Here is a 22,674-nt window from a genome sequence, read left to right on the forward strand (position 1 = left end):
CTCCCCTGATACTTGCGCTCACCAGGGATGCGTTGCTGTGCTTGGGGTCCCCCACCGCACGACCGCCTGGAGGAACGCGTGAGTGTGTCCCTCGACGACAGATACGCCGCCGAGAGCGGCCGGGTGCTGATCTCCGGCATCCAGGCCCTGGTCCGCCTCACCCTGGAGCAGCGCCGCCTCGACACCGGACGCGGCCTCGACACCCGCGTCTTCGTCTCCGGCTACCAGGGCTCCCCGCTCGCCGGGGTCGACCTGGAGATGGCCCGCGCCCGGCGCTTCCTCGACGAGGCGGGCGTGGTGTTCCAGCCGGGCCTCAACGAGGAGCTGGCCGCCACCGCCGTCGCCGGCACCCAGCTCCTGCGCGAGCTCCCCGGCCGCCGCCACGCCGGGGTCACCGGCTTCTGGTACGGCAAGAACCCCGGCCTGGACCGGGCCGCCGACGCCATCCGGCACGGGAACGTGGCCGGCACCGCCGCGCTCGGCGGAGCCGTGGCCTGGATCGGCGACGACCCGGGCAGCAAGTCCTCCACCGTGCCCAGCTCGTGCGAGCCGATGTGCCAGAGCCTCGCCATGCCGCTGCTCGCCCCCGGCACCGTCGCCGAGATCATCGAGTTCGGCCTGCACGCCGTCGCGCTGTCGCGGGCCACCGGCCTGTGGACCGGCCTGAAGATCCTCGCCGACGTGGCCGACGCCTCCGCCACCGTGGACCTCGACAGCCTGCGCGCCGGCATCCCCGCCCCCGGACGCGCCGACGCCGGGCCGCCGCCGATCCTCGTCGGCCCCGCCTCGCTCGACGCCGAGCACGACATGCTCACCCGGCGGCTCGACCTGGCCCGCGCCTACGCCAAGGCGACCGGGCTGAACCGGGTCACCGCCTCCTCCTCGCGCGCCACGCTCGGCATCGTCGCCTCCGGCACCTCCTACCAGGTGGTGCTGCGCGCGCTGGCCGACCTCGGCGTGGGCGAGCAGGACCTCGAAGCGCTCGGCGTCCGGCTCGTCCGGCTCGGGATGCCGTACCCGCTGGAGGCCGCCGAGCTCGTCGCCATGACCGCCGACCTGGAGCGGGTGCTCGTGGTCGAGGACAAGGTGCCGTTCATCGAGGGCCAGCTCAAGCAGGCGCTGTACGGCGGCCAGCGCACCCCGGTCGTCGTCGGGCGCACCGACGAGACGGGCCGCGAGCTGCTCACCGCGCGCGGCACCCTCGGCGCGGAGGCCGTCGCCTCGGCCGTCGCCGCGTGCCTCGGCCCCGACCGGCTGCCGCGGGCCACCGCGGCCCCCGCCGCCGCTCCTCCCAAGCGGCGGCCCCTGCTGCCCGTCGTGGCGGCGCGGACGCCGTACTTCTGCTCGGGCTGCCCGCACAACACCTCCACCCGCGCCTCCGACGACACGCTGGTCGGCGTCGGCATCGGCTGCCACGCGATGATCGCGCTGGACGGCAACGGGCGCGGCCACCAGGTCGGCATCACCCAGATGGGCGGCGAGGGCGCCCAGTGGATCGGCCTGGCCCCCTTCACCGAGGACCGCCACTTCGTCCAGAACCTCGGCGACGGCACCTTCCACCACTCCGGCTCCCTCGCCATCAGGGCTGCCGTCGCCGCCGGGGTGACGATCACGTACAAACTCCTCTACAACGACGCCGTCGCCATGACCGGCGGCCAGCGCGCCGAGGGCCGCCTGGACGTGCCCGCGCTGACGCGGGCGCTCGCCGTCGAAGGGGTACGGCGCGTCGTCGTCACCACCCCCGAGCCCGAGACGTACAGGAACATCACGCTCGACCCGATTGCCGCCGTCAGGCACCGCGACGACCTCCCGGACGTGGAACGGGAGCTCGCCGCGCTCGACGGGGTGACCGTGCTGATCCACGACGACCGGTGCGCGGCCGAGGAACGGCGGCTGCGCAAGCGCGGCAAACTGCCCGTCGCCGTCGAGAAGGTCGTCGTCAACGAGCGCGTCTGCGAAGGATGCGGCGACTGCGGGGAGGTGTCCACCTGCCTGTCGGTTCAGCCGGTGGAGACCGAGTTCGGGCGCAAGACGCGCATCCACCAGCCGTCCTGCAACTCCGACCTGAGCTGCCTCAAGGGCGACTGCCCGTCGTTCCTGCTGGTCAAGCCGGGAACCAAGCGCGCACGCCCGGTGCCGCAGCCCCCCGCCACGCTGCCCGAGCCCGTGACGCGGTTCGCCGGCCGGTCCGTGCTGATCAGGATGCCCGGCATCGGCGGCACCGGCGTCGTCACCGTCTCGCAGATCCTCCAGATGGCCGCCCACCTCGACGGCCTGCACGCCGCCGGGCTGGAGCAGACCGGGCTCGCGCAGAAGGGCGGGCCGGTCGTCAGCGACGTCCGCATCTCCCCGGACCCGATCACCGGCTCCGTACGCGCCGCGAACGGCACCGCCGACGTGCTGATCGGCTTCGACCTGCTCGGCGCCGCCGCCGACGCCAACCTGGCCGTCGCCACGCCCGACCGCACCATCGCCGTGATCAACACCACCGTCGTGCCCACCGCCGCCATGGTCACCGGCCGCGACCGGCTCGGCTCCGCCGACGGCGCGCTCGCCCGCGTCGAATCCGCCACCCGGCAGGGCGACAACCTGTACGTGGACGCGCACGGCCTGTCCGAATCCCTCTTCGACGACCACATGCCCGCCAACATGGTGCTCATCGGCGCCGCCTACCAGCACGGCTGCATCCCCGTCTCGGCCGACGCCATCGAACAGGCCATCCGGCTCAACAAGGCCGCCGTCGAGCAGAACCTGGCCGCCTTCCGCTGGGGCCGCGCCACCGTCGTCGATCCCCCCACCACCCCCGACGCCGCCGAACCGAGCCTCGACGAGGTGCTGGCCGTCCGCGTCGCCGACCTGACCGGCTACCAGAACGCCACCTACGCCCGCACGTACGCCGACGAGGTCCGCCGCCTGACCGCCCGCGCCGTCGAACGCGCCGGCGAGGAGGCCGGCGCCCGCATCGGCCTCGCCTACGCCCGCGGCCTGCACAAACTCATGGCCTACAAGGACGAGTACGAGGTCGCCCGCCTCCACCTCGACCCCGCCGAACGGGCCAGGCGCGAACAGGAGTACGGCCCCGACGCCGTCGTGTCCGTGCTCCTCCACCCGCCGCTGCTGCGCGCCCTCGGCATGAAGCGCAAGATCCGCCTGACGCGCACCGCCGCCCCCGTCTTCCATGGCCTGCGCGCCGCCCGCCTGCTGCGCGGCACCGCCCTCGACGTCTTCGGCTACGCCCGCGTCCGCCGGGTCGAACGGGAGCTGGTCACCGAATACCGTGATCTCATGCGAGACGCGCTCACCCGGCTCACCCCCGGCACCGCCGACGCCGTCGCCGAACTGGCCGCGTTGCCGGAGGTCATCCGCGGGTACGAGGACATCAAGCTCGCCCGCGTCGCCGAGTTCCGCGAGCGGGCCGCCAAGGCACTCGCCCAGCTGCCCGCCCCGGCCGTCTCGTCCTCGCCGACCGCCTCCACCCGGGAGATGCCGTGACCGTTGACCGCCTGCTGCCGGACCAGGACGCCCGCGACCTCATCGACCTCACCCGCGACATCGCCGACAAGGAGCTCGCCCGCCGCGTCGACGAACACGAGCGCGCCGAGACCTACCCCGAAGGGCTGTTCGCGACCCTCGGCGAGGCCGGGCTGCTCGGCCTGCCCTACCCCGAGGAGTACGGCGGCGGCGGCCAGCCGTACGAGGTCTACCTCCAGGTCATCGAGGAGCTCGCCGCCCGCTGGGCCGCCGTCGCCGTCGCCACCAGCGTCCACACGCTGGCCTGCTTCCCCGTCTTCACCTACGGCACGCCCGAACAGCGCGAACGCTGGCTCCCCGGGATGCTCGCCGGGCGGCTCATCGGCGGCTACAGCCTGTCGGAGCCCCAGGCCGGCTCCGACGCCGGCGCCCTCACCTGCCGCGCCGACCGCGTCGAAGGCGGCTACCGCGTCACCGGCAACAAGGCCTGGATCACCCACGGCGGCATCGCCGACTTCTACGCCCTCTTCGCCCGCACCGGCGACCGGAGCATCTCCTGCTTCCTCGCCCCCGGCGCCGCCGACGGACTCACGTTCGGCCGCCCCGAAGAGAAAATGGGCCTGCACGCCATCCCCACCACCAGCGCCCACTGGGACGGCGCCTTCCTGGAGGACGACCGCCTCCTCGGCGAAGAAGGACAGGGGCTGCAGATCGCCTTCAGCGCCCTCGACTCCGGCCGCCTCGGCATCGCCGCCTGCGCCACCGGCCTCGCCCAGGCCGCCCTCGACGAGGCCGTCGCCTACGCCAAGGAACGCCAGACCTTCGGCAAGAAGATCATCGACCACCAGGGGCTCGGCTTCCTGCTCGCCGACATGGCCGCCGGGGTCGACTGCGCCCGCGCCGCCTACCTGGACGCCGCCCGCCGCCGCGACGCCGGCCTCCCGTACAGCCGCCAGGCCTCGGTGGCCAAGCTGGTGGCTACGGACACGGCGATGAAGGTGACGACGGACGCTGTGCAGGTGTTCGGCGGGTACGGGTACACACGGGAGTTCCGGGTCGAGCGATACATGCGCGAGGCCAAGATCATGCAAATCTTCGAGGGGACGAATCAGATCCAGCGCCTGGTGATCAGCCGACATCTGGCCAAGTAGAGGGCTGACGTGCGAGAACCCCGCTTTCCGGTGCTGGGAAGCGGGGTTCAGTTGTCTTGGGGCGGCGTCTTAGATGATCACTGTTCCGTGCCTGTTCCGTGAGAGACCTCGCGCGGGCGGAACAGACGGTCGTCGATGGCCTTGCGGGCTCGGTCGTGGGAGCCGGGCATCATGTGGGCGTAGACGCGAAGGGTGAACCCTGGGTCGGCGTGGCCGAGGTATTCGGCGAGTTCTCGGACCGAGACGCCGCCGGCCAGCATGACGCTTGCGTAGTAGTGGCGGAGCTGGTGCAGGCCCTCCTTGCGCGAGGTGGTGTAGCGCCTGCGCTGTCGAGGGTCCTTGTCCGGCGGTGGGATAACTCCCGCTTGGACGAGTACCGGCTTCCACACGATCTCGCTGTAGGTCCGGGACCTGATGTGACGGTCGTCCGTCCAGCGGAAGAGCAGATTGTGCGTGCGCAACCTGCCGTCCAGCCTTTCCCAGGGCAGTGAGCAGACCAGCGGGGGAAAGGTCGAGACGTGCCGCTTGATGGCCTCGGCCGCCCAATCGGGGAGCGGCACGACCCGCTCCCGGTCGTTCTTCGGCAGAGCGAAGGCGTGATCGCTGCCCAGCTTCTTGATCTGCCGGCGTACGCGGAGAAGACGCTCCTCGAAGTCGACGTCCTCCAGGGCGAGCCCGCACAGTTCCCCCTGCCGCAGCCCACAGGCCGCACCGATCATCGGGAGCAGACGGAACAGCGGAGGGTGGGCGTCGATCACGGCGCTGACTCTGTCATCCGACCAGGCGATGATCTCCTCGGCCGCGCGCTTGGGCACTTGCACGATCGGCGACTTGGCAGGACTCCGTTTGATCGCCTCGTCGGCTACGGCGAGGTTGAGGATGCCTTGGAGTACCAGGAAGGCCGTCTGTACGGTCGAGGTGCCGAACCGGCTGCTCAGGTCACTGATCCACGCCTGGACGTCCGACGGCTTGATGCTCTTCACCTGGCGCTTGGCGAAGGCCGGCGAGACGTGCAGGCGGTGGATGTACTCGTATCGGATCTTCGTCGCCGGGTCGACGATGCGTGAGGCCAACCAGCGCTCGGCTACCTCGCCGAACAGCACCTTCCCCGCATTGGGGTCGATGTAGTCGCCACGGGCGATGTCGGCGCCCATGGTGGCGATCTTGCGCTCGGCGTCGGCCTTGCGGTCGTACGCGGCTGAGCGCTCGTTGCCATCGGGGTCCATCCAGACGGCGAGCCAACGCTTGCCCTTGCCATGGCGCGCGGTTTTGACCTTCTGCGGCTTGCCGTCCGGGTTCCGGACTGTCTTGGTCCACAGGTCCTTAACGAAGGCCATGGGCTACTCCTGGTCCTGGACCCAGGACATGACGTCCTCAGGCACGTAGCGGAGGTGACGGCCGATCTTGCGGCCAGTCGGGCCTGTGCGGTGGTGTCGCCACTGGTAGACCGTGGCGACCGGGACGCCGAGGAACGTGGCTACGTCCTCCACGGTCCAGAGCTTGGCGAGGGTGTTCATGGGCACCCTCCGGTGATGGCAGCGGCGAGGAGTTGGTCGCCGAGGGAGTGACCCTTGCCTGCGTACTCCCATTCGCTGATGACGAGGATGGTGTCTTCGTCGAAGAGGGGGAGGCGGCCGGTGGTGATGTCGTTGGCGCGGGCGTGGTGTTCTCGGGCTGCTCGGAGTTGGCCGAGGGTGGTGGAGTAGCGGCGGGAGCGGGTTGAGAAGTGGCCGCGGAATCCGAGCATGTGGGCCCAGTCGGCGAGCCGTAGTTCGGCCAGCTCTGGTAGGGCGCCGAGGTGCATGCAGGTGGTGATGAGGCGGCGGGCGTGGTCGCGCAGGTTGAAGGCTTCCAGGTTGTCGAGGGGGTTGATGCGGCGGTCCAGGGTGCCGACGCATTCGGCGGCTTTGGTGGCGTACTTGGCGATGTAGCCGGCCACTGCTTGTTCGGTGAGGTCGCCGCTCAATGTGATGGGCCGGATGTCGAGTTGGGTGCCCCAGCGCAGGATGCGCGCTGGTTGGTTGGCGTGGGCTGGTGCGGTGGCTGTGACGGCTTGGGCGGCGTGTTGGACGGCTTGGGTGAGGGCGTCGGTGGTGGCCCAGGCCGGGGGCGGTGTGGTGGGTCCGTCGGGGCCGTCGAGGCGGATGACGGCGTGGAAGTGGACGACGCCGCGTCGTTGGTACTCGGCGACCTTGGCGAAGGAGAGGGTGAGGTGGTGGCGGAGGTCTTTGAGGGCCAGGCCGCCGGTCTTGGCGAGATAGCGGCGTACGGCGTCGGCGAAGCGCTTCCACAGCAGCGGCGCCAGGGCGTTGAACAGGACGCTGCCGGTGTAGTCATAGCAGTCGGGGCATAGCGGTTCGCCGAGGCGTGGGTCGTCTGTGTGGTGGCGTTCGGTGCAGGACAAGGTCTTGCCGTGCGGGCACGTGGTGGCATTGCGGCGGGCGTGGCAGGGCTGGATCTTGCCGTTCTTCTCCTTGCGCGCGTGGACGGTGCCGAAGGATGGGGCGGTCAGGGTGACGAACAGCGTCGGATGCGCAGTGACGGTGTTCGGTACGCCCTTGCCGCCGATGAGTCCGGCGCGGATGAGTTGGTAGGTGTCGGCTCGGTAGGTCTCGGCGCAGGCGGGGCAGCGGGAGGCGCGGCGGGTCTTGCAGGGGACGCGCAGGATGCCGTCAGGTTCGGTGCGGGTGGTGTAGCGGTGCAGGAGTTGGCCGGTGGCGCGATCGTAGTGGTCGACTTTGCCGCGTAGGTGGATGGGTTGGCGGCAGCCGCCGGTGTGGCGGATCTGGGTTGCCCAGCGGTCGTAGTCGGGGTGGTTCAGGCGCTTGATCATGCCGGTGATGGCGTGCACGTTGGCGTGTGTTGTGGGCATGATGGGGACCTCCTCTCACTCGTTCGGGTGATGGGGATGGCCCCCGACCTGGCGTGTGTCTTGGCGGATGTGCGGCCAGGCCGGGGGCGCTGCGCGTTAGGCGCCGTGGTTGTCGATGCCGGTGCCGTCGCAGTCAGCGCACCGGTCGCCTTCGACGTGCAGGCCGGTGCCGTTGCAGGTGCAGCAGCGGTAGTGGATCACCGGCAGCTCAGCGAGCATGGGTCACCTCCTTTCACGTGGGCGGGTGGTGAGGTAGATCCGCCAGTGGTGCGGGTGGGCGCGGTCGGGGTAGGCGCGGGATACGGCGTAGACGGTGAAGTGCAGACGCAGGCGGAACAGGGCGTCGACGATTTCGGCTCGGGTGCCGTCGATGCGGACGCGCATGGCTGTTGGGTTCCTTCCGGTCAGGCGGTGTGCAGGGTGCGCAGCAGGTCTGAGGCGAGTTGGTTGGAGACGCCGAGGTGGGTGCGTAGGGCGTCGCGGGTGATGGGTCGGCCGTGTTTGGTGTGGTGCTCGTCGGCGACGCGGCGGGCGTAGTCGACGAGGGCCGGGGCCAAGGTGCCGTCCTGCGGGTCGTTCTCGTCTGGCTTGTCGTGCGGGACGAGTTCCGGGACCGGGGACGAGGCCAGGACGGGCGAGGACGTCGGGACGGCGGACGGTTCGGGACGGGTGCGGGTGGCGCGGCGTTCCAGCATCGAGACGGCGATGAGGAAGGCGGCGGCCGGGGTGGCGGCGGTGATCCAGCCCCATACGGTCGGTTCGGCTTGGGCGAGGTTGGCGGCCAGGGACAGGATGATGCCGCCGGTCAGGACGAGGACCGGCCAGGTGATGCGGCCTTGCCGGCCTTGGTCGTTCTTCTTGTCGCGCTGGCGCTCGCGGGCGGCCATGACGCAGGTGAGGTCGATGCAGACGGCGACGGCCCAGGCCATCCAACCGGTCTGGCCGTGCTCGGTGGCGGTGTCGCGGATGTGGGTGAACGATCCGGCACCCGCGATGACGGCCAGGACGAGAACCGGGCCGGTGTCGAGCAGCCAGCAGGCCAAGCGTCGCATCGTTCCTCCCTTCATGAGTTCAGGCGTTGACGGGTGCGGGCAGGTGGGCGGTGATCTCGTCCCAGTCCGGGGCGAGGTGGGCGTGGGTGCGGGCGGCGTGTTCGGCGGTCTGCTCAGTGACGTAGAAGGAGCGAGCGCGGTACCACTGGCCGTCCTGGCTCGCGACGATGGCGACGCCGGGTGTCTCGGCGGCGATCGCGCGAGCCGAGACGAGTGCGGCCGGGTCGAGGTCGCCGAGCGTCATGGTCGCCGTCTCGGGATCGTTCACCCGGTGGCAGATCCGGCCCGAGCACTGAGCCCGCAGAGCGGTCACCCCAGGCCCGAGGTCGGAACCGATCCGCTGGCCGCAGCAGAACAGGTAGAGACCGAACGCCCGCCCGAGCTGCGCCACCCGTAGCAGCGCGGTGGAGGTCTTGGCGATTTCGTCCTTCTCTGACTTGTCGGCCATCAGGTACAGCTCGGCCAGTTCGTCCACCAGGACCACGACTGGCACGGGCCGAACGCCGGGCGGGAGTTGCCAGATGTTGCGGGCGCCGGCCTGGCGGCACAGCCCCATCCGGTCGATCATCAGCCCGACCAGGTCACACAGCAGGCTGACGGATTCAGTGCGCGATGTGGCAAGCGCCGACAGTCGAGGCGCGTACGGGGTGAACTCGACTCCGCCCTTGAGATCGAACCCCACCAGCGCCACCGGCTGCGGTGCCAGGCCGACGATGAGCGCGTTGGCCAGGTTCGACTTGCCGGATTGGGTGGCCCCGGCGTTGAGCCAGTGCGGCACCGTACGGAAGTCGATGACCCACGGCTTGCCGGTCTCCAGACGGCCCACGGTGACCTTGAGCAGGTCGGGTGAAGGCGGGAGCTGGTCGACGGTGACGAGCGGGTCGCGCATGGTCGCCATCAGCACCACGCGACCGGGCCGAGGCGAGGACACCCTTACGGCGTGGACGCCCCAGGAGTGGGCGAGGCGTTCGGCGGCGTCGGCGTAGTCGCCCGGCGTCTGGCCTTCCAGGGTGTGCAGGGTGACGCGCCAGCCGTGCCGGGTCGGCAGTGGTAGCCACATGAACGGTTTGGTGTCGACGGCGACCCGCTGGAACCGGCGGCGGACCTTGACCAGGCCGGTGGAGGCGATCGCGCCGGGGACGGTGGTGAACCACCAGCGCTGCCGCTTCTTGGTCAGCCCGCAGCCGAGCGCGACGCGCCGCCAGGAGGCGCGGACGGACAGGGCGACGAGCGGGAAGCCGACCGCCAGCCAGAACGAGGGGTAGTGGTAGCGGCGCCAGGCCCACAGCCCCGCCGCCACGACGGCGAAGGCTGTGAGCAGCAGGAGCGCGTCAGACATCGGCGGCCTCCCGTACGGGTAGCAGCGCCGTGGCGCGGTAGGCGATGCCCCACCGGCCGGCGATCTCCCAGACGTAGCCGAGCAGGCCGACCGCGTTGACCTGGTCGCCGACGCCAATGGGCGGTTCGCCGGTGGTGCCGATCTTGACGAGTTCGATCCGGCCGAACTCGTCCTCGACGGAGACGGTGACTTCGTAGACGGTGTTGCCGTTCTTGTCGGTCTTGATCTCGCCGGTGTCGCGGTTGAGGACGCGGGGGCGGGGTGCTTTGACGCAGGTGATGGCGAGTTTGCTGACATCCACGGGGATCGGGACGGAACGCATGGGTGGTGACCTCCTCTTTCATCGTGAGCAACATAGTTAACCTAGTTGGCTCAGTTGTCAATGTTCCCTCGGTTGGCCAGGTCGAACATTCGTGGTGAGATAGAAGGGCGATGGTCAAGAACACCGGGCAGCCCGCCTACCTCCAGATCGCCGACGACCTGCGCGCGCAGATCCGTGGCGGCTCTCTCGCGCCCGGAACCCCGCTGCCGTCCACGACCAAGCTCGCCGAGCAGTACGACGCGTCCCTGTCGGTGGTGAAGCTCGCCGTCGGCGTGCTGCGCACCGAGGGCCTGGTCATTGGCCAGCAGGGCAAGGGCGTGTTCGTCCGCGACGCCGACGAGCTCCCGCCCGCCCCGAAGGCCGGCGACGAGCTGGCCGAGCTGCGCGCCACCGTCCAGGACCTATCCGTCCGGCTGGCGAAGGTCGAGGAGCAGTTGGTTACGTCCACGACACGCCGTTCCGGACGTAGCAGCCGGTAACCTTCCGGGCCAGCGACGCCGACGCCCCGTCCGGGCTGCGGCGCAGGCTGAGCGCCTTGTCCTCGCGGCGGATGCCAACCAGCACCGTCACGTACCCCACCAGCAGCGCGACGCCGAGCACTCCGGCGATGATCAGCGGGATCATGGTCATGACCAGATCACCCCCGCCACGGCCAGGCCGCGCGGAGCGCGCGGGGGACGACGGGTCTCACCGCGCCGACCGGTACGCCTGCGCTTGCCGGCCTGCTTCTTGATCCAGCGCTCACGGGAGCGGCACTTGCGGCACCGGGTCTCGCCCTCGTCCAGGCGGGCGCTGCACTCGCAGGTGGGGTCCGGGTAAATCTCGTCAGTCATGGGGATCGCCTCCTTCTCAGTCGCCGTTCTTGCTTGCGAACTGAGAATGCGACGCAGCGTCAGGACGAGATCACTACACGACGGGACATGTACAAGACGTCCGGCCTACGATGGCCAGGTCCCCGGACGTCCCTCGGAGCAGGTGAGATGGCGAACGAACGGCTACGCGCAGCCCTGTTGCAGAAAGGCGTGTCCATCGCCGACCTGGCCCAGGCCATCGAGGTCGACCCCAAGACCGTCGAAAGGTGGGTCACCAAGGGCCGCGAGCCGTACCGAAAGCACCGCTTTGCCACGGCTTCGTACCTGGGCGTGGACGAGTCGTACCTGTGGCCGGACGCCCTCACCCGCGAACAGGTCACCGCCGCCTCCCAGAGCGAGGTCATCGCGATCCACCCGCACCGGTGGGCCGTCCCCCGGGACATCTGGGGACGACTGTTCGGCGGGGCGTCCGAGGAGATCGGCGTCCTGGTCTACAGCGGACTGTTCCTCGCCGACGACGGCGGCATGGTGCGCCTGTTCGGCGACAAGGCGAGGGCCGGGGTACGGGTGCGCATCCTGCTCGGCGACCCCGACAGCGCCGAAGTGGCCCAGCGTGGTGCCGACGAGGGCGTCGGGGACGGGATGGCCGCGCAGATCCGCAGTGCGTTGGTGCTGTACCGGCCGATCAGCAGCCTGGAGAACGTCGAGATCCGGTTGCATCGCACGGTGCTGTACAACTCGATCTACCGCGCCGACGACCAGTACCTGATCAACACCCATGTGTACGGCACCCGCGCCGGAAACGCGCCCGTCCTGCACCTGCGCCAGGTGGCCGGCGGGGACATGGTCGCCACGTACGCCGACAGCTTCGAGAAGGTGTGGGCCCAGGCCACGCCGGTGGAGCCCTGATGGCCCGCCGGATCGACTTCTACGACGACCCCGACGCACCCGCCCCCAACAGCCTCGTCCCGTCAGTCAACGTCATTGTCACCAACGAGGCCGGCGACCTGTTGATGATCCGCCGCACCGACAACGACAACTGGGCCGTCCCCGGCGGAGCCATCGACCTGGGCGAGTCCATCCCACAGGCCGCCGTACGGGAAACGCTCGAAGAGACCGGCATCACCTGCGAGATCACCGGCCTGGTCGGCACCTACAGCGACCCTCGCCACGTCATCCTCTACACCAGCAACGGCGAAGCACGGCAGGAGTTCTCCATCGTGCTGACCGCCCGAGCCATCAAGGGTCAGCCGACTCCCAGCGACGAGTCCCGCGAAGTCCGCTGGGTGCCCCGCGACCAGGTCTCTAAACTCGAGATGGACCGCTCTATGTGGATGCGGATCGAGCGCTACCTGGCCAGGCCCAGGACGCCGTACATCGGCTGATTACTATTGGCGGCGTCGCCTTGCTGACCTGGTTCCAGGAGAAGCAGCCAAGTCTGACAACGGTCAATGCTTTGCGCAGCCATCATTGGCCGGTCACGCTTCGTATCGTGCCGATACTCTTTACGTTGTCGCTGCTTCGCCGCACCAGCCAAGGCAGCTGATGCAACCACAAGGAATTCGAGTGATCAATAGGTGGAAACGTGCCCGCACGCTCCTCGCTGGACTGGCTGGCCAGCAGCCTATGAATCGACAGCGGATGATCTTCACCGTGACTACCCTGGGGCTCGTCGTCACAGGAATGCTATGGATGCTCGGCCCTGGAGCAACGTGGGTTCTAGTCACGTTCGACGGCATCAGCCTCGATGCTCTGCAGGCCGACAAAGAGCGAGCAGCAGCCATCGACGCGGTACGAGGTCGCGCGCTCGCCGTCGCCACCGGCCTGATCGCCCTTGTCGCTGTCTACTACACCGCGCGCAACGCCGATACCGCACGCCGCACTTACGAGATCGGACAGGAAAATCTCCGCCTTGCTGAGCAGGGTCATGTAACTGACCGCTACACCAAGGCCATCGAACAACTCGGATCCAGCGAGCTGGCGATTCGGCTAGGCGGCATCTATGCACTGGAGCGGATCGCTCATGACTCGCCCCGGGACCAACCGACAATCGTGGAGGTCCTGTGCGCCTTCATTCGTGAGCGCCCTCGCCCCATGACCAGACTGCCTGGTGACCAGGAGTCAGGGTGGGGCCTGCCAATGGACACCCAAGCTGCCTTTACTGTAGTTGCCCGACGCCACGTTGAGGCTGATGATCCCATTCGTTCCCTTAACCTTCGCGGAGCAGACCTTCGAGGCGTAGATCTAACTGATGTCGACGCGGAGCTTTCCAGCGCGGATCTCACCGACGTAAACTTCTCCGGTGCGCATCTCCGTGATGTGGACCTCTCGTATGCGATCCTCGCCGGTGCTGATCTAGAAGGCGCAGATCTTAGATCTGCGAATCTTGCGTTCGCAGATCTTTGTGACGCGAATCTCCGTAACGCGAATCTGTCGCACGCGGATCTCACCGATGTGGATCTCGGCATGGCGGCCGACCTGACTGGTGCGCTGGGGCTGCCCGATAATGATCAACATGGCCAGGAACCCAATTCTGCTCAAGTGGTATAAACGATCAGATATCGAGGGTTGAATCTGCCTCAGTCTGACTGTTCGAGCCTGCCTCTGCCCCTCGCGGCGAGTGCTGCCTCCACGGCCCGCACGGACGAGACGATGCACGGCGTGGCATCGCTGATCGATCGACTGACCACATGCTCGGGACCGTAGCGGGAGTGAATCTCGGCCAGCCGGTCACGTACGTCCAGGTGCTGGCCATCCGGGCTGGTGGTCATGTCGCAGTACGTCAGCGCCCGAGCCAAGTCAGGCTGCTCCTGGTCGAACTCCTTGACCAGCACGTCGAGCAGGTCCCGTTGCCGCGCCTCGTTGTCCGCGCACGAGTGGTAGGCCACCAGGCGGCACAGCCGTTCGTCGGCCCTGGCGATGTCGCGTAGATAGCGGGCGCCGTCGAGCTGATGCATGCCGGTGTCGACCAGATCCGGCGCGTACCCGATGTCATGCAGCAGGCACGCGGCAATCAAGGTGTCGGTGTCCGGGCCGAGGATCGGGGCCAGGGTTTCGGCCTGGTCGGCGACTCCCCGGGTATGCGCCCAGCGCCGGGGCAGCGTCGTCTCCAGCAGATCCTTGGCCAGATCGTAGGCCCACTCAACTTGTCCCACGTGGTTCACGATAGGCAGCAAGGGCGGGGGCGAATCCAGAGAGCGAGCCTAGACGTCCCAGGACGTCTCACCATCGGCGTTTCGTACCCGGACGAACCGACCCCGGCCATGCCTGGCGACGACCAGCCCTTCCTGCTCCAGGAGCGCGAGAGCCTGCCGGACGGTGTTGCGCGAGGCTGCGAACCGGCGCCGCAACTCGGCCTCACTGGGCAGGCCGGCACCGGGTGCGAGGTGGCCTTGTGCGATCTGCTCGCGCAGCCTCGCGGCGATGCTCTGGTAGAGGTACGGGGTCGCCGCGCCGGTGCCGGCAACGACGCGACCCTTGGACGGGACGGAGACCAGGAGCCCCTCGTCCTCCAGGATCGCCAGACCGCGCCGTACCGTGTTGCGCGCGACCCCGAACGTCCGGCACAGCTCCGCTTCAGACGGCAGGGCCGTGCCCGGCGGGAACTCGCCCGACTGGATGCGTTCGCGGACGCGGGCGGCGATCTGAGGATAGACCCGCCCGCCGGTCAGCCATCGGCCGGTCGGCACGGGGTCAGCCGCGGTAGGTGTCGAGGATGCTGTCGAGGTTGATGCTGAGGTCTCCCTGCTCGCCCTCGTGCCAGCCCTCCTCCGCTGCCTCCTCGATCCGGTCGACGGCATCGGCCATCTCCAGGAACGACACCCGTTCGTCGTTGCGGTCGCCCCAGTAGAACCAGCAGAACGACAGATGGACGAACACCCGTCGCGTCCGGCAGTACGTGTCGGTGACGTCGAGGGCGGGGCGGCCGTCCTGGGTGATGACGAGAACGCTCGCGATGCCGCGTTCGGCGAGGTGCTTGCACAAGGAGGCCAGCAGTCGCTGGGTGTAGGCGTGCTGCTGTTCCTTGAGGGTCTTGCTCGTGTGCATGGCTTCGTCTCCCTGTGGTCCGGTGCGGGCTCGTGGGGTGTGGGTCGAGCGTCGCCCCGGGGGCGGGGGCGGGAACACCGCAACTTGGGGACGTCTAGGGACGTCTGATGTTAACGTCGCAGGACAGGGTCATCTCGCGAGAGGAATCGGCCGGTCATGAACAACAACCTCCGCTACGCGATGACTGCCGCTCGCCTCAACACCACCGACATCGCCGCCGCCCTGGCCGTCGACCCGAAGACCGTCAGCCGATGGCTCCAAGGACGCATCCCGTATCCGCGTCACCGATGGGCTGTGGCGGATCTGCTCCATGTCGACGAGGCCGAGCTGTGGCCCGAGGTCGGGGCGCGACACCGGGTTCTCGCCGACGGCATCGAGGCGATCTATCCGCACCGCTGGGCCGTCCCCCAAACGGTCTGGCGCAACCTCTTCGCCCAGGCCCGGCAGGAGATCGGCATCCTCGCCTACAGCGCCCTGTTCCTCGCCGAAGACCGAGCCGTTCTCGACATCCTGGCCGACCGCGCAAAGGCCGGCATCTGCGTACGCATCCTTTTGGGAGACCCCGAAGGAGAGGAAGTGGCCGCACGCGGAGCCGACGAGGGGATCGGAGCCGAAGTGATGGCAGCGAGAGCCAAGAACGCGCTGGCGCTGTACTGGCCGCTTCTCGACATCGACGGCATCGAGATCCGGCTACACCGCACAGTGCTCTACAGCTCCATCTACCGAGCCGACCGACAGCTCTTCGTCAACACCCACGCCTACGGCACGCCAGCAGCCAACGCCCCGGTCATACACCTCACCCACACCGACGACCAAGGGCCGGCGAACACCTACATGACCAGCATGACTCGCGTTTGGGCTGGTGCTCAGCTCTGTCACAAGTAGTAGCTCACAGACACCTCCAGTAACAGCTACGGTCAGCTCTGAAAGCAACTTATCTGCACGTCATCAAGGGCAGCCCGCCTGCGGCGGCCTGCCGAGCGTCGGGCGCTCGCTGGCCGCGCTGCGGCTCTCCGGCCGGTCGCGGCCAGCACCGCCCGCGCAATGAGCTGCTGACGCTAGGCAGCTTTTGCTCGTCCTGATAGTGCCTGCTTCGCCCCACGAATCATCCCAAGGCTCCAATTGCCCCATCTGACACATTGAGACCATTCTGTTACCGCTCTCACGTCATCTAGGAGCCGGCCTCAAGCGCCCAACAAATCGAGAAGTCCTGACTCGGCTTCATAGGCGGGATGCTGGCCTGCCCTATGTGCCGATATGGAGCGTCCGAAATGATCGGCCGATAGAACCGTGTAGCAGAAAAATCAAGTCGTGTCTATCAGCTCAAAACGTGCGATCCTGACAGGGCAGCGAGCAGGTAAAACGTGGGTACTTTGTAGAAGAGGTGGTTACTCACACGATGCAAGTAAAGTTGCAAGGATCTGGCCTAATCGACTTCAACTTCCTCGTGATCCGAGCCGGTTCGAAGGATGGTGCGCGAGCCACCTTTGAGGATTTGGTCCAAGATTTGGTTGGAGTAAAACACCCTGAAGTTTCGACTATCGAGGCTAACCCCGGAGACTGGGGAATCGACGCTTACGTTGGCAGTCTCGCTGAGGGAGAGGTCTCGGTTTGGCAGTCAAAGTTTTTCCTCGACGGTTTTGACAAGGCTCAGCAGAGCCAGGTTCGCGATGCATATGATAGTGCGATTGCTGCAGCCAATAAGGAGGGCTACACCCTAATAAGTTGGACGTTGTGCATGCCATGCAACTTTGACGGCCCGAATCAGAAGTGGTGGGACGGGTGGAAAAAACGAATGGAAAAACGCGACGACGTCGTCATTGACTTATGGAACAGGGTCCGTCTTCGGAACCTTCTAATGTCCGAAGATGCTAAACGTGTTGTGGAGGTCTACTTCAACCCCATCTTTCCGGTAGCAAGTCAGGCTTCCACTAAACCAACCGTGCGTCTTGATGATCCGCTTCGATATGAAGGAGCCCTATTTGTCAAGCAGATGCACGTGGCGGGAATGCTGGCCTGCGATGAAGCAAAAGAGGAGTTCTTCAACGCCGAGATTCTGAGTCGCGAGATTCACGATAAGGCGCTCGAGGAAGAAGTGGCAGCCCTAAATGATACGCGCGCGGTTCTTGGATCCCTCTGGTCGCAACGTTTCAACACGGCGGTACAATTAAGTAATGATCGCCTACTGCCTGGTCTATATGAGCGAGTAATGGATGCGATCCGGGAACACCATCCATCAGTTCCGAAAGTCCTTCGATGCGGACTCATACACGCGTTTGGTCTGATGCATCAGCGCGTTGATGAAGGGCGGGCGGGCTGGGTTCGCGACTATAATAAGTTGGCGGCCGAATATATGTCATCCATTCGATCGGCTGAAAATAGTCACAGCCGGTCCGACGGCGCAATCACTCAAGCGGAAGCGCTAAAAGATGGCTAATCATCATCTACACTCGTCGCCCTCAAAAGCATCCGACCATACAGGCTTTCGCCCGGAGGATGACGCTACCTTCCGCCTAGCTCAGCTGCTGCTACTGCTAGACGTACTAGATGAGCAGGATTGGCTGGCAAGTCTCGAACGTCTCGGCGTAATGGACTTCTTTGCCGCCCACCCCTTTCTAGTAATCAACAAAGGCGACTACGACTATAAAAGGCTCATGCTGATTGGTTTCTCGGTTCGTTCTCTCACCTATGCGTCTCCCGGGCAACGGTTTGTAACGCGACGCTCCAGGCTGCAGCACGATCTAAGTCTGCTAGTGGCTTACGGGCTAACGAAAGTAGACGTCGATAAAGGCAGTATTGTCTACATCATTACGCCAAAGGGAAAAGAGCTAGCCGGTCAACTTCGCAGTCTCTACGCGCAATCATATCGAACCAGTGTTGAGATAATTGGTGCACGGATCAAGCCGTTATCCGACACAAAGTTGCAAGATCGCTGTAGAGAATGGCTGCGGGCGGACCCGTCCCTGCTGGATCTCCTTAATATTTAATGAGAGAAAAAATGAATCCACCCCGCGACTTCGGATTTCGCATTGTGGCTCTGCGGCTAGTCGGCTTCCGTAAGAACTACGACATCAGCTTTGTTGACGAGGCCGGACGCATTAACCCGCTCTCAATTATCGCAGGGGAAATTAGTACCGGCAAGACAACAGTCTTAGAGTTCGTTGACTATTGCCTTGGGGCCAGCCGGCATCCGGAGCATCCGGAGATCCTTACTAGTGTGCGTTCTGTACAGCTAGAGATCGTGACCTATGAACCTGTGCCTACAGAGGCCGCAGCGAGCGGTACGTCCGATGACAGTGAGCTTAGTGAAGATGCTGCCAGGTGGGCGATTGAGGAGAACCACTACGTGATTCAGCGTAGTGTGGAGACATCTGCCCGGTCCGCACTCGCTTATAGAGGAACCCTAGAATCAATGAATGGGATGCCTCGTAAGCTCTCTCCCGATTCGAGCGCGGAGGATAGTATCTCAAAGTTTTTCCTTCAGTTGTGTGGACTGGATGGCATACGCCTGCGGCAGGCACCTTCTCAACTCGACTCTGTAACGCACGCCCTAAGCTTCAGGGACCTATCGGCGCTCTGGTTCCTTTCTAACACACGTCTGGACAACAAGAATCTCCTTCACGAGCATCAACCGCATATCGCAATCAAACTCCGGCAAGTCATTGATATCCTGTTCGATGTACACGATCAGTCAGGTGCTGCTCTCGCTGCACAGATAAGCGAACTTCGTACCGAACTTGCTGCAGAACGTACAGGTATGCACGCCCTACGGCGCTTCCTGGAAGATCAGGGCGTGGCCGGCCACGGTGAGCTCGAGGCCCGGGAAGAGACAATATTGCGGCAGCATCGGAGCGCGCAGGCCGATCTGCAGAGACTAGATGAACAGGTAACGGAGAATACCGGCTTCGCTTCCCAGCTCCGTAACGAGTACTTTGAGCAAGCGCGTGTGGCGCGTGAAGCTGGGACAAGGGCGCGTGATAGAGAAACGTTGCATAGACGCCTCCTGCCTTTGAAGGCGCAGTATGCTGAGGACATCAAGAAGCTAACGCTCTTGGTCGAGGCTAGACGGCTCTTTGATCCGCTCACCGTAACCGTCTGTCCTGCATGTTTGGAAACTCTTAAGTCAACTACGAAGGTCGTCAATGGCCAATGCGGCTTGTGTCGCGCGCCCTTGCCTCTCCAACCAGTAGAGGGGACAGTGGAGTCAAACGGCAGGTCGGACGATCAGGAAGACCACAGTGAAGTCGTAGCACCTGATGGATCTTCTGACCCTGAGGGTCGTGATCGTAGCCAAGAGTCTGTCGATGTTTCGAAAGAACTTCGAAGTGTCCAGCGACGATTGCGAGAGCTTAATGGCTACATTGATGTTGTCGAGCGTGAGATGAAGGACGCCCGGCGGCTCGCAGATGATGCTGATGCTGTAGCTTCGACTCTTCAGCAGCAGCTCGACGCCATGACTCGTGAGGTAGTATCGCCTTTCATCGCGCAGCGCGACCGAATCTACCAGTCAATATCCGAAAATGAAAGACTGCTTGCTGAGATCGGGCAACAACGCCGTATGCTGGCTGCTCTGGATGCCAAAGCGGAGCTAATTGAAAAGCTCGTTGGCAGGATCTCGGAAACGAGTAAAAGGCTGCGGGAGCTTCAGGATAGTCAAAGGCAGCGCGAAGCGGTCCTTTCAAACATTTCGGAAAGATTCAGTTCTATACTTCGCGACTTCGGGTACCCCAAACTTGCTGAAGCAGAGGTTAATCGACAACTTGTCCCTCACGTTAGAGGAATGCGATACGACCGAGTAGGCTCTGCTGGCGCAATGACATTGCTCTCACTAGCTTGGGAACTTTCAATCTTTGAGCTTGCCTATGAATGGGGAGGCAGGCATCCGGGCTTCTTGATGATAGATAGTCCTCAAAAAAATCTTGCGCCAGAGCAACAGGGCGGGTCCGAAGAAGACTTCTCCGGGAACGCTGCAGGGGCTATCGTCCGTAACGTGTACGGGCATATTGATTCCTGGCTCTCTGGAGCAGGGCGCGGCGCACAGATAATCATCGTAGACAATGCGCCGCCAGCGCAGGCGAGCGAGGATGTGATTGTTCGGTTCACCGGCAACCCGTCGATCGCGCCATATGGGCTTATAGATGATGCGATCTATGTTTGAGATACTCGCATGTAACCGACGACCATCCCCCCACTTGGGTCGACACTAGCGTTTGGTTGGCGTGTAACTCAATGCGCTTCCTGAAAGTGCTAGATCCAAGTCGCTGGCTGAGGCCGTGACGATCGCTCACTTTGCCTGGCTCTTTCGATGGCTGGGGCGATCGACGCCGTGGCCCTCCTTCGTCGGACCACGGCACCGGGTGACCATGGCTGAGGTGACAGCATCGCTGACAGCAACGTCCCTACACGCCGACACATCCGCTCCACCCTCCACACGCGCCTGACCATGCTCTCGATCAGCCGAGCAGGGCGATTGCTCCGCCTGAAAAGCGGAAGATCGGCAGTGCGACCTTGGCACCGGCCCCAAGAATTGACCATTGCCAACACTCCGAAGGGATCACCCGTTCGACCCTCTCCGAGCTTGCGCAGAGTGGCGTGCTTGTCACCTGAGGAGACAGCCCTCGGCGAAGCACACAGCTCCTAAGTAGCCCTAGAAGGTTGCCACGAGCTGTCGATGAGCTTGTCAGATCCCTGATGTTTTTATCTGAAGGGCCAGCTGCTATCTAAAAGCGGATTGTTAGGGATCCACTCCATGCTCGACCGGCCGGCCTCATGCTCTACTCTCGAAAAGGTATATGAAACGGGAATTACGTCGGGCGGAAACGTGGTCAGCGCAAATGGGTTGTCGAACCTAATTGCGTTGGAAATCGGCGAACTAGGGTGGTGCCAGTTGAATACGCCTGCAAAGATCGCCGACACTCTTCGATTCTTGCCTTCCGGACGTTCTTGGGAGATCCCGAAGAATCCATCGTTCGCCCTGCTGGATCTGACCCTGCCATCCGAGGTGGGCGCAGACCCGACGGGCACCAGGATCTGATCACTCCCATACAATGCGTCTACGATCTCGTCCAGGGTGCAGAAGATATCGTGCAATCCCACAAAGATTGCAAAAGGCTTCTCCTGCAACTGGTAGCGACTGCCAGCTTTCTTTCGCAACCGGTCACGCAATCGGTCTTTGGAGTCAATAAACCCCCCGATCATGGCACCTGCCCCTACTATCCGGCCATGGGGGCGATCCGGAGCATCAGGTTTCCTTGGGAAGAATCTAAATCGCAACTCTGTCCCGTTGTTGCGGTAGATAGACTCAGGCGGAGTGTAATGATCCGGCTCGGTTGTCGGACCTTCTGGCAGGCCAGACAACACGTTCCGAACCCAGTTCACAAGGCGGCCGAGTGAAGGCTGGCGATCGTTCGGCCATGAAACCACGTCGAAGGCCAAAAACCAACGATCCAACGGCAACTCTGCATTGAGGCGATCCGCAATGCGGCCATGCGCATTTTGCTCGTTTGTCCAATCATCGCGAAGGAGAATAGAGGCTACTTCTACCCCGCAAAGATAGGCCCCATTGCGATAAATGCTAAAATCTGGACTACCGTCTCGTTCCTCGTATGCCACGACAGCGTTTCGTGCAATTAGGCTGTGGACTCCCAATTCGTCGAGTGCTTGCGCGTGCCATGAAGGTTTGGTGCTTCTGAGTCGCTTCAGCAATGCGTCGTTTTCGTCCGGAAAAGCGGCGTATGCTGAGTTGACTGCACGTCTCGCATATCTCGCTTCTTCGCGAGTTGACTGAAGAAACCAATTGACGCTCGGCTCGGCATTGCCAAGTGGACTTAGTCGCGGGTGATCTGGCTCTGAAAATACAATTTTGGATGACAAAATTGCCTCCATCAAATCCATTTGATTTGTTTCATTTGTGAAAAGCGTATGTGTCGGGTCATCCTAACGCGCTCAATCGGCTGGGACAATGAGGCTGTGGCCATGGAGCTTCTCCCGGATGCTGGCTAGGCGGATCTCGGCGGCTGCAAGATGTCGGAACCCGTCTCATGCGAAGCAGCACGAGTGCTTCTTCGTGCCATTTGGAGCGGTCGCGAGCTGGAGGCAATTCGGCTCCTGTCCGGCGGGGGCGGAGAACTGCTTACGGAACTGTTCTCCGAGCTGTCCGGCCTTCCTGAGCATTCCAGTAGGTCGTTCGGGGCGTCGAGGCGGAGGTCGAGGATGATTGCCTCATCGCGGGTGAACGTGATGATGGCAACGTTCGCGGTGGTTGAGGAGCCAGTCGATCATGCTCACCCTGTTCGCGAGATTCTAGAGGTCCTCGGCGCCCTCTGGTTGCCCGTTGGTTCCATCAGGTCCATGGCCACGAAGCTGAAGGCTCGGATGGTGACCTTGCCTAACGGTGTCACGCCGCGCAGCAGCGTCCAAGATCTGCTCGTGTTCCGCCTCTGTTCCGTGAGAGTACCGGAATCAGCGAGAAGTGATGCGAGACGTCGGCAAGCGTAACCACTGCTCATCGGCATGATCGAGCTATAGCCGCAGGCGACTGCATCGTGGGTCATAGATCATGCAAATCTTCGAGGGGACCAACCAGATCCAGCGCCTGGTGATCAGTCG

The 22,674-nt window shown here is 64.7% G+C and carries 24 protein-coding genes; 10 read left to right on the top strand and 14 right to left on the bottom strand.

Translation table 11 applies throughout. The annotated features are described in order from the left end of the window. Nucleotides 1–27 precede the first annotated feature (27 nt). Both AB0J53_RS12725 and AB0J53_RS12730 read left to right on the top strand, forming a co-directional pair. The gene (locus tag AB0J53_RS12725; protein WP_364171515.1) at nt 28–3,492 is read left to right on the top strand and encodes an indolepyruvate ferredoxin oxidoreductase family protein; all 3,465 of its coding nucleotides are present in this window, start codon (nt 28–30) and stop codon (nt 3,490–3,492) included. Continuing rightward, nucleotides 3,489–4,622, top strand: a complete 1,134-nt coding sequence (locus AB0J53_RS12730; protein ID WP_364171517.1) for an acyl-CoA dehydrogenase family protein — start codon at nt 3,489–3,491, stop codon at nt 4,620–4,622. The genes AB0J53_RS12725 and AB0J53_RS12730 overlap by 4 nt, the downstream gene beginning before the upstream one ends. Nucleotides 4,623–4,699: 77 nt before the next feature. On the opposite strand, the gene AB0J53_RS12735 is transcribed toward AB0J53_RS12730, so the two are convergent. The 8 genes from AB0J53_RS12735 to AB0J53_RS12770 all read right to left on the bottom strand — a co-directional run bounded on the left by AB0J53_RS12735 (nt 4,700) and on the right by AB0J53_RS12770 (nt 10,207). Next, nucleotides 4,700–5,959: a site-specific integrase gene (locus AB0J53_RS12735; protein ID WP_364171519.1), complete on the bottom strand. Its 1,260-nt coding sequence runs from the start codon at nt 5,957–5,959 to the stop codon at nt 4,700–4,702. Between the two features lie 3 nt (nt 5,960–5,962). Then, nucleotides 5,963–6,139 carry a helix-turn-helix domain-containing protein gene (locus AB0J53_RS12740; RefSeq protein WP_364171521.1) on the bottom strand — a complete coding sequence of 59 codons (177 nt, stop codon included), beginning with the start codon at nt 6,137–6,139 and terminating at the stop codon, nt 5,963–5,965. After that, nucleotides 6,136–7,494: a replication initiator gene (locus tag AB0J53_RS12745; protein WP_364171523.1), complete on the bottom strand. Its 1,359-nt coding sequence runs from the start codon at nt 7,492–7,494 to the stop codon at nt 6,136–6,138. Before AB0J53_RS12745 ends, AB0J53_RS12740 begins: the two co-directional genes overlap by 4 nt. Before the next feature lie 96 nt (nt 7,495–7,590). Next, a complete protein-coding gene (locus tag AB0J53_RS12750) occupies nt 7,591–7,713 on the bottom strand; it encodes a hypothetical protein (protein WP_364171525.1) in 123 nt (40 codons plus the stop codon). A 3-nt stretch (nt 7,714–7,716) separates the two neighbouring features. Then, nucleotides 7,717–7,878, bottom strand: coding sequence for a DUF3970 family protein (locus AB0J53_RS12755; protein ID WP_364171527.1), 162 nt, complete (start codon nt 7,876–7,878; stop codon nt 7,717–7,719). A gap of 20 nt (nt 7,879–7,898) precedes the next feature. Continuing rightward, nucleotides 7,899–8,546, bottom strand: coding sequence for a DUF2637 domain-containing protein (locus AB0J53_RS12760; protein ID WP_364171529.1), 648 nt, complete (start codon nt 8,544–8,546; stop codon nt 7,899–7,901). A 19-nt stretch (nt 8,547–8,565) separates the two neighbouring features. Then, nucleotides 8,566–9,885, bottom strand: a complete 1,320-nt coding sequence (locus AB0J53_RS12765) for an FtsK/SpoIIIE domain-containing protein (protein WP_364171531.1) — start codon at nt 9,883–9,885, stop codon at nt 8,566–8,568. Continuing rightward, entirely contained in the window at nt 9,878–10,207 is a 330-nt protein-coding gene (locus tag AB0J53_RS12770; protein ID WP_364171533.1) for a hypothetical protein, read from the bottom strand. The genes AB0J53_RS12765 and AB0J53_RS12770 overlap by 8 nt, the downstream gene beginning before the upstream one ends. Before the next feature lie 110 nt (nt 10,208–10,317). On the opposite strand from AB0J53_RS12770, the gene AB0J53_RS12775 reads away from it, so the two are divergent. Then, nucleotides 10,318–10,686, top strand: coding sequence for a winged helix-turn-helix domain-containing protein (locus tag AB0J53_RS12775; protein ID WP_364171535.1), 369 nt, complete (start codon nt 10,318–10,320; stop codon nt 10,684–10,686). Here the strand turns inward: AB0J53_RS12775 and AB0J53_RS12780 are convergent. Then, the gene (locus tag AB0J53_RS12780; RefSeq protein ID WP_049572426.1) at nt 10,646–10,837 is read right to left on the bottom strand and encodes a hypothetical protein; all 192 of its coding nucleotides are present in this window, start codon (nt 10,835–10,837) and stop codon (nt 10,646–10,648) included. The genes AB0J53_RS12775 and AB0J53_RS12780 overlap by 41 nt on opposite strands. Further along, entirely contained in the window at nt 10,834–11,040 is a 207-nt protein-coding gene (locus tag AB0J53_RS12785; protein WP_364171537.1) for a hypothetical protein, read from the bottom strand. Before AB0J53_RS12785 ends, AB0J53_RS12780 begins: the two co-directional genes overlap by 4 nt. Nucleotides 11,041–11,187: 147 nt before the next feature. Here AB0J53_RS12785 and AB0J53_RS12790 point away from each other — a divergent pair, with 147 nt between their 5' ends. The 3 genes from AB0J53_RS12790 to AB0J53_RS12800 all read left to right on the top strand — a co-directional run bounded on the left by AB0J53_RS12790 (nt 11,188) and on the right by AB0J53_RS12800 (nt 13,569). Next, a complete protein-coding gene (locus AB0J53_RS12790; RefSeq protein ID WP_364171539.1) occupies nt 11,188–11,928 on the top strand; it encodes a helix-turn-helix transcriptional regulator in 741 nt (246 codons plus the stop codon). Beyond that, nucleotides 11,928–12,404 (top strand): NUDIX domain-containing protein, encoded by a 477-nt coding sequence (locus AB0J53_RS12795; protein WP_364171541.1) that lies wholly within the window; start codon nt 11,928–11,930, stop codon nt 12,402–12,404. Before AB0J53_RS12790 ends, AB0J53_RS12795 begins: the two co-directional genes overlap by 1 nt. A gap of 256 nt (nt 12,405–12,660) precedes the next feature. Then, nucleotides 12,661–13,569, top strand: coding sequence for a pentapeptide repeat-containing protein (locus AB0J53_RS12800; RefSeq protein WP_364171543.1), 909 nt, complete (start codon nt 12,661–12,663; stop codon nt 13,567–13,569). A 29-nt stretch (nt 13,570–13,598) separates the two neighbouring features. Here AB0J53_RS12800 and AB0J53_RS12805 read toward each other — a convergent pair whose 3' ends face one another. From AB0J53_RS12805 to AB0J53_RS12815, 3 genes are read right to left on the bottom strand one after another with little or no spacing between them, the layout of a single operon-like run. Further along, nucleotides 13,599–14,174: an HD domain-containing protein gene (locus AB0J53_RS12805; RefSeq protein ID WP_364171545.1), complete on the bottom strand. Its 576-nt coding sequence runs from the start codon at nt 14,172–14,174 to the stop codon at nt 13,599–13,601. Between the two features lie 48 nt (nt 14,175–14,222). Beyond that, nucleotides 14,223–14,708 carry a GntR family transcriptional regulator gene (locus AB0J53_RS12810; protein ID WP_364171547.1) on the bottom strand — a complete coding sequence of 162 codons (486 nt, stop codon included), beginning with the start codon at nt 14,706–14,708 and terminating at the stop codon, nt 14,223–14,225. Between the two features lie 4 nt (nt 14,709–14,712). Further along, entirely contained in the window at nt 14,713–15,066 is a 354-nt protein-coding gene (locus AB0J53_RS12815) for a hypothetical protein (RefSeq protein ID WP_364171549.1), read from the bottom strand. A gap of 156 nt (nt 15,067–15,222) precedes the next feature. Here AB0J53_RS12815 and AB0J53_RS12820 point away from each other — a divergent pair, with 156 nt between their 5' ends. The 4 genes from AB0J53_RS12820 to AB0J53_RS12835 all read left to right on the top strand — a co-directional run bounded on the left by AB0J53_RS12820 (nt 15,223) and on the right by AB0J53_RS12835 (nt 20,224). Then, nucleotides 15,223–15,951: a helix-turn-helix transcriptional regulator gene (locus AB0J53_RS12820; RefSeq protein WP_364171551.1), complete on the top strand. Its 729-nt coding sequence runs from the start codon at nt 15,223–15,225 to the stop codon at nt 15,949–15,951. A gap of 514 nt (nt 15,952–16,465) precedes the next feature. Continuing rightward, on the top strand, nt 16,466–17,503 hold the full coding sequence (locus tag AB0J53_RS12825) for a hypothetical protein (protein ID WP_364171553.1): 1,038 nt from the start codon (nt 16,466–16,468) through the stop codon (nt 17,501–17,503). Between the two features lie 217 nt (nt 17,504–17,720). Next, complete coding sequence (locus AB0J53_RS12830; RefSeq protein WP_364171990.1) at nt 17,721–18,053, top strand: ABC-three component system middle component 2; 333 nt, start codon at nt 17,721–17,723, stop codon at nt 18,051–18,053. A gap of 11 nt (nt 18,054–18,064) precedes the next feature. Continuing rightward, nucleotides 18,065–20,224, top strand: coding sequence for a hypothetical protein (locus tag AB0J53_RS12835; RefSeq protein WP_364171555.1), 2,160 nt, complete (start codon nt 18,065–18,067; stop codon nt 20,222–20,224). Between the two features lie 539 nt (nt 20,225–20,763). Here AB0J53_RS12835 and AB0J53_RS12840 read toward each other — a convergent pair. Beyond that, nucleotides 20,764–21,960 carry a hypothetical protein gene (locus tag AB0J53_RS12840; RefSeq protein ID WP_364171557.1) on the bottom strand — a complete coding sequence of 399 codons (1,197 nt, stop codon included), beginning with the start codon at nt 21,958–21,960 and terminating at the stop codon, nt 20,764–20,766. Between the last annotated feature and the right edge of the window lie 714 nt (nt 21,961–22,674).

This window comes from Nonomuraea sp. NPDC049725, assembly GCF_040674795.1.
Taxonomy (GTDB): domain Bacteria; phylum Actinomycetota; class Actinomycetes; order Streptosporangiales; family Streptosporangiaceae; genus Nonomuraea; species Nonomuraea ceibae.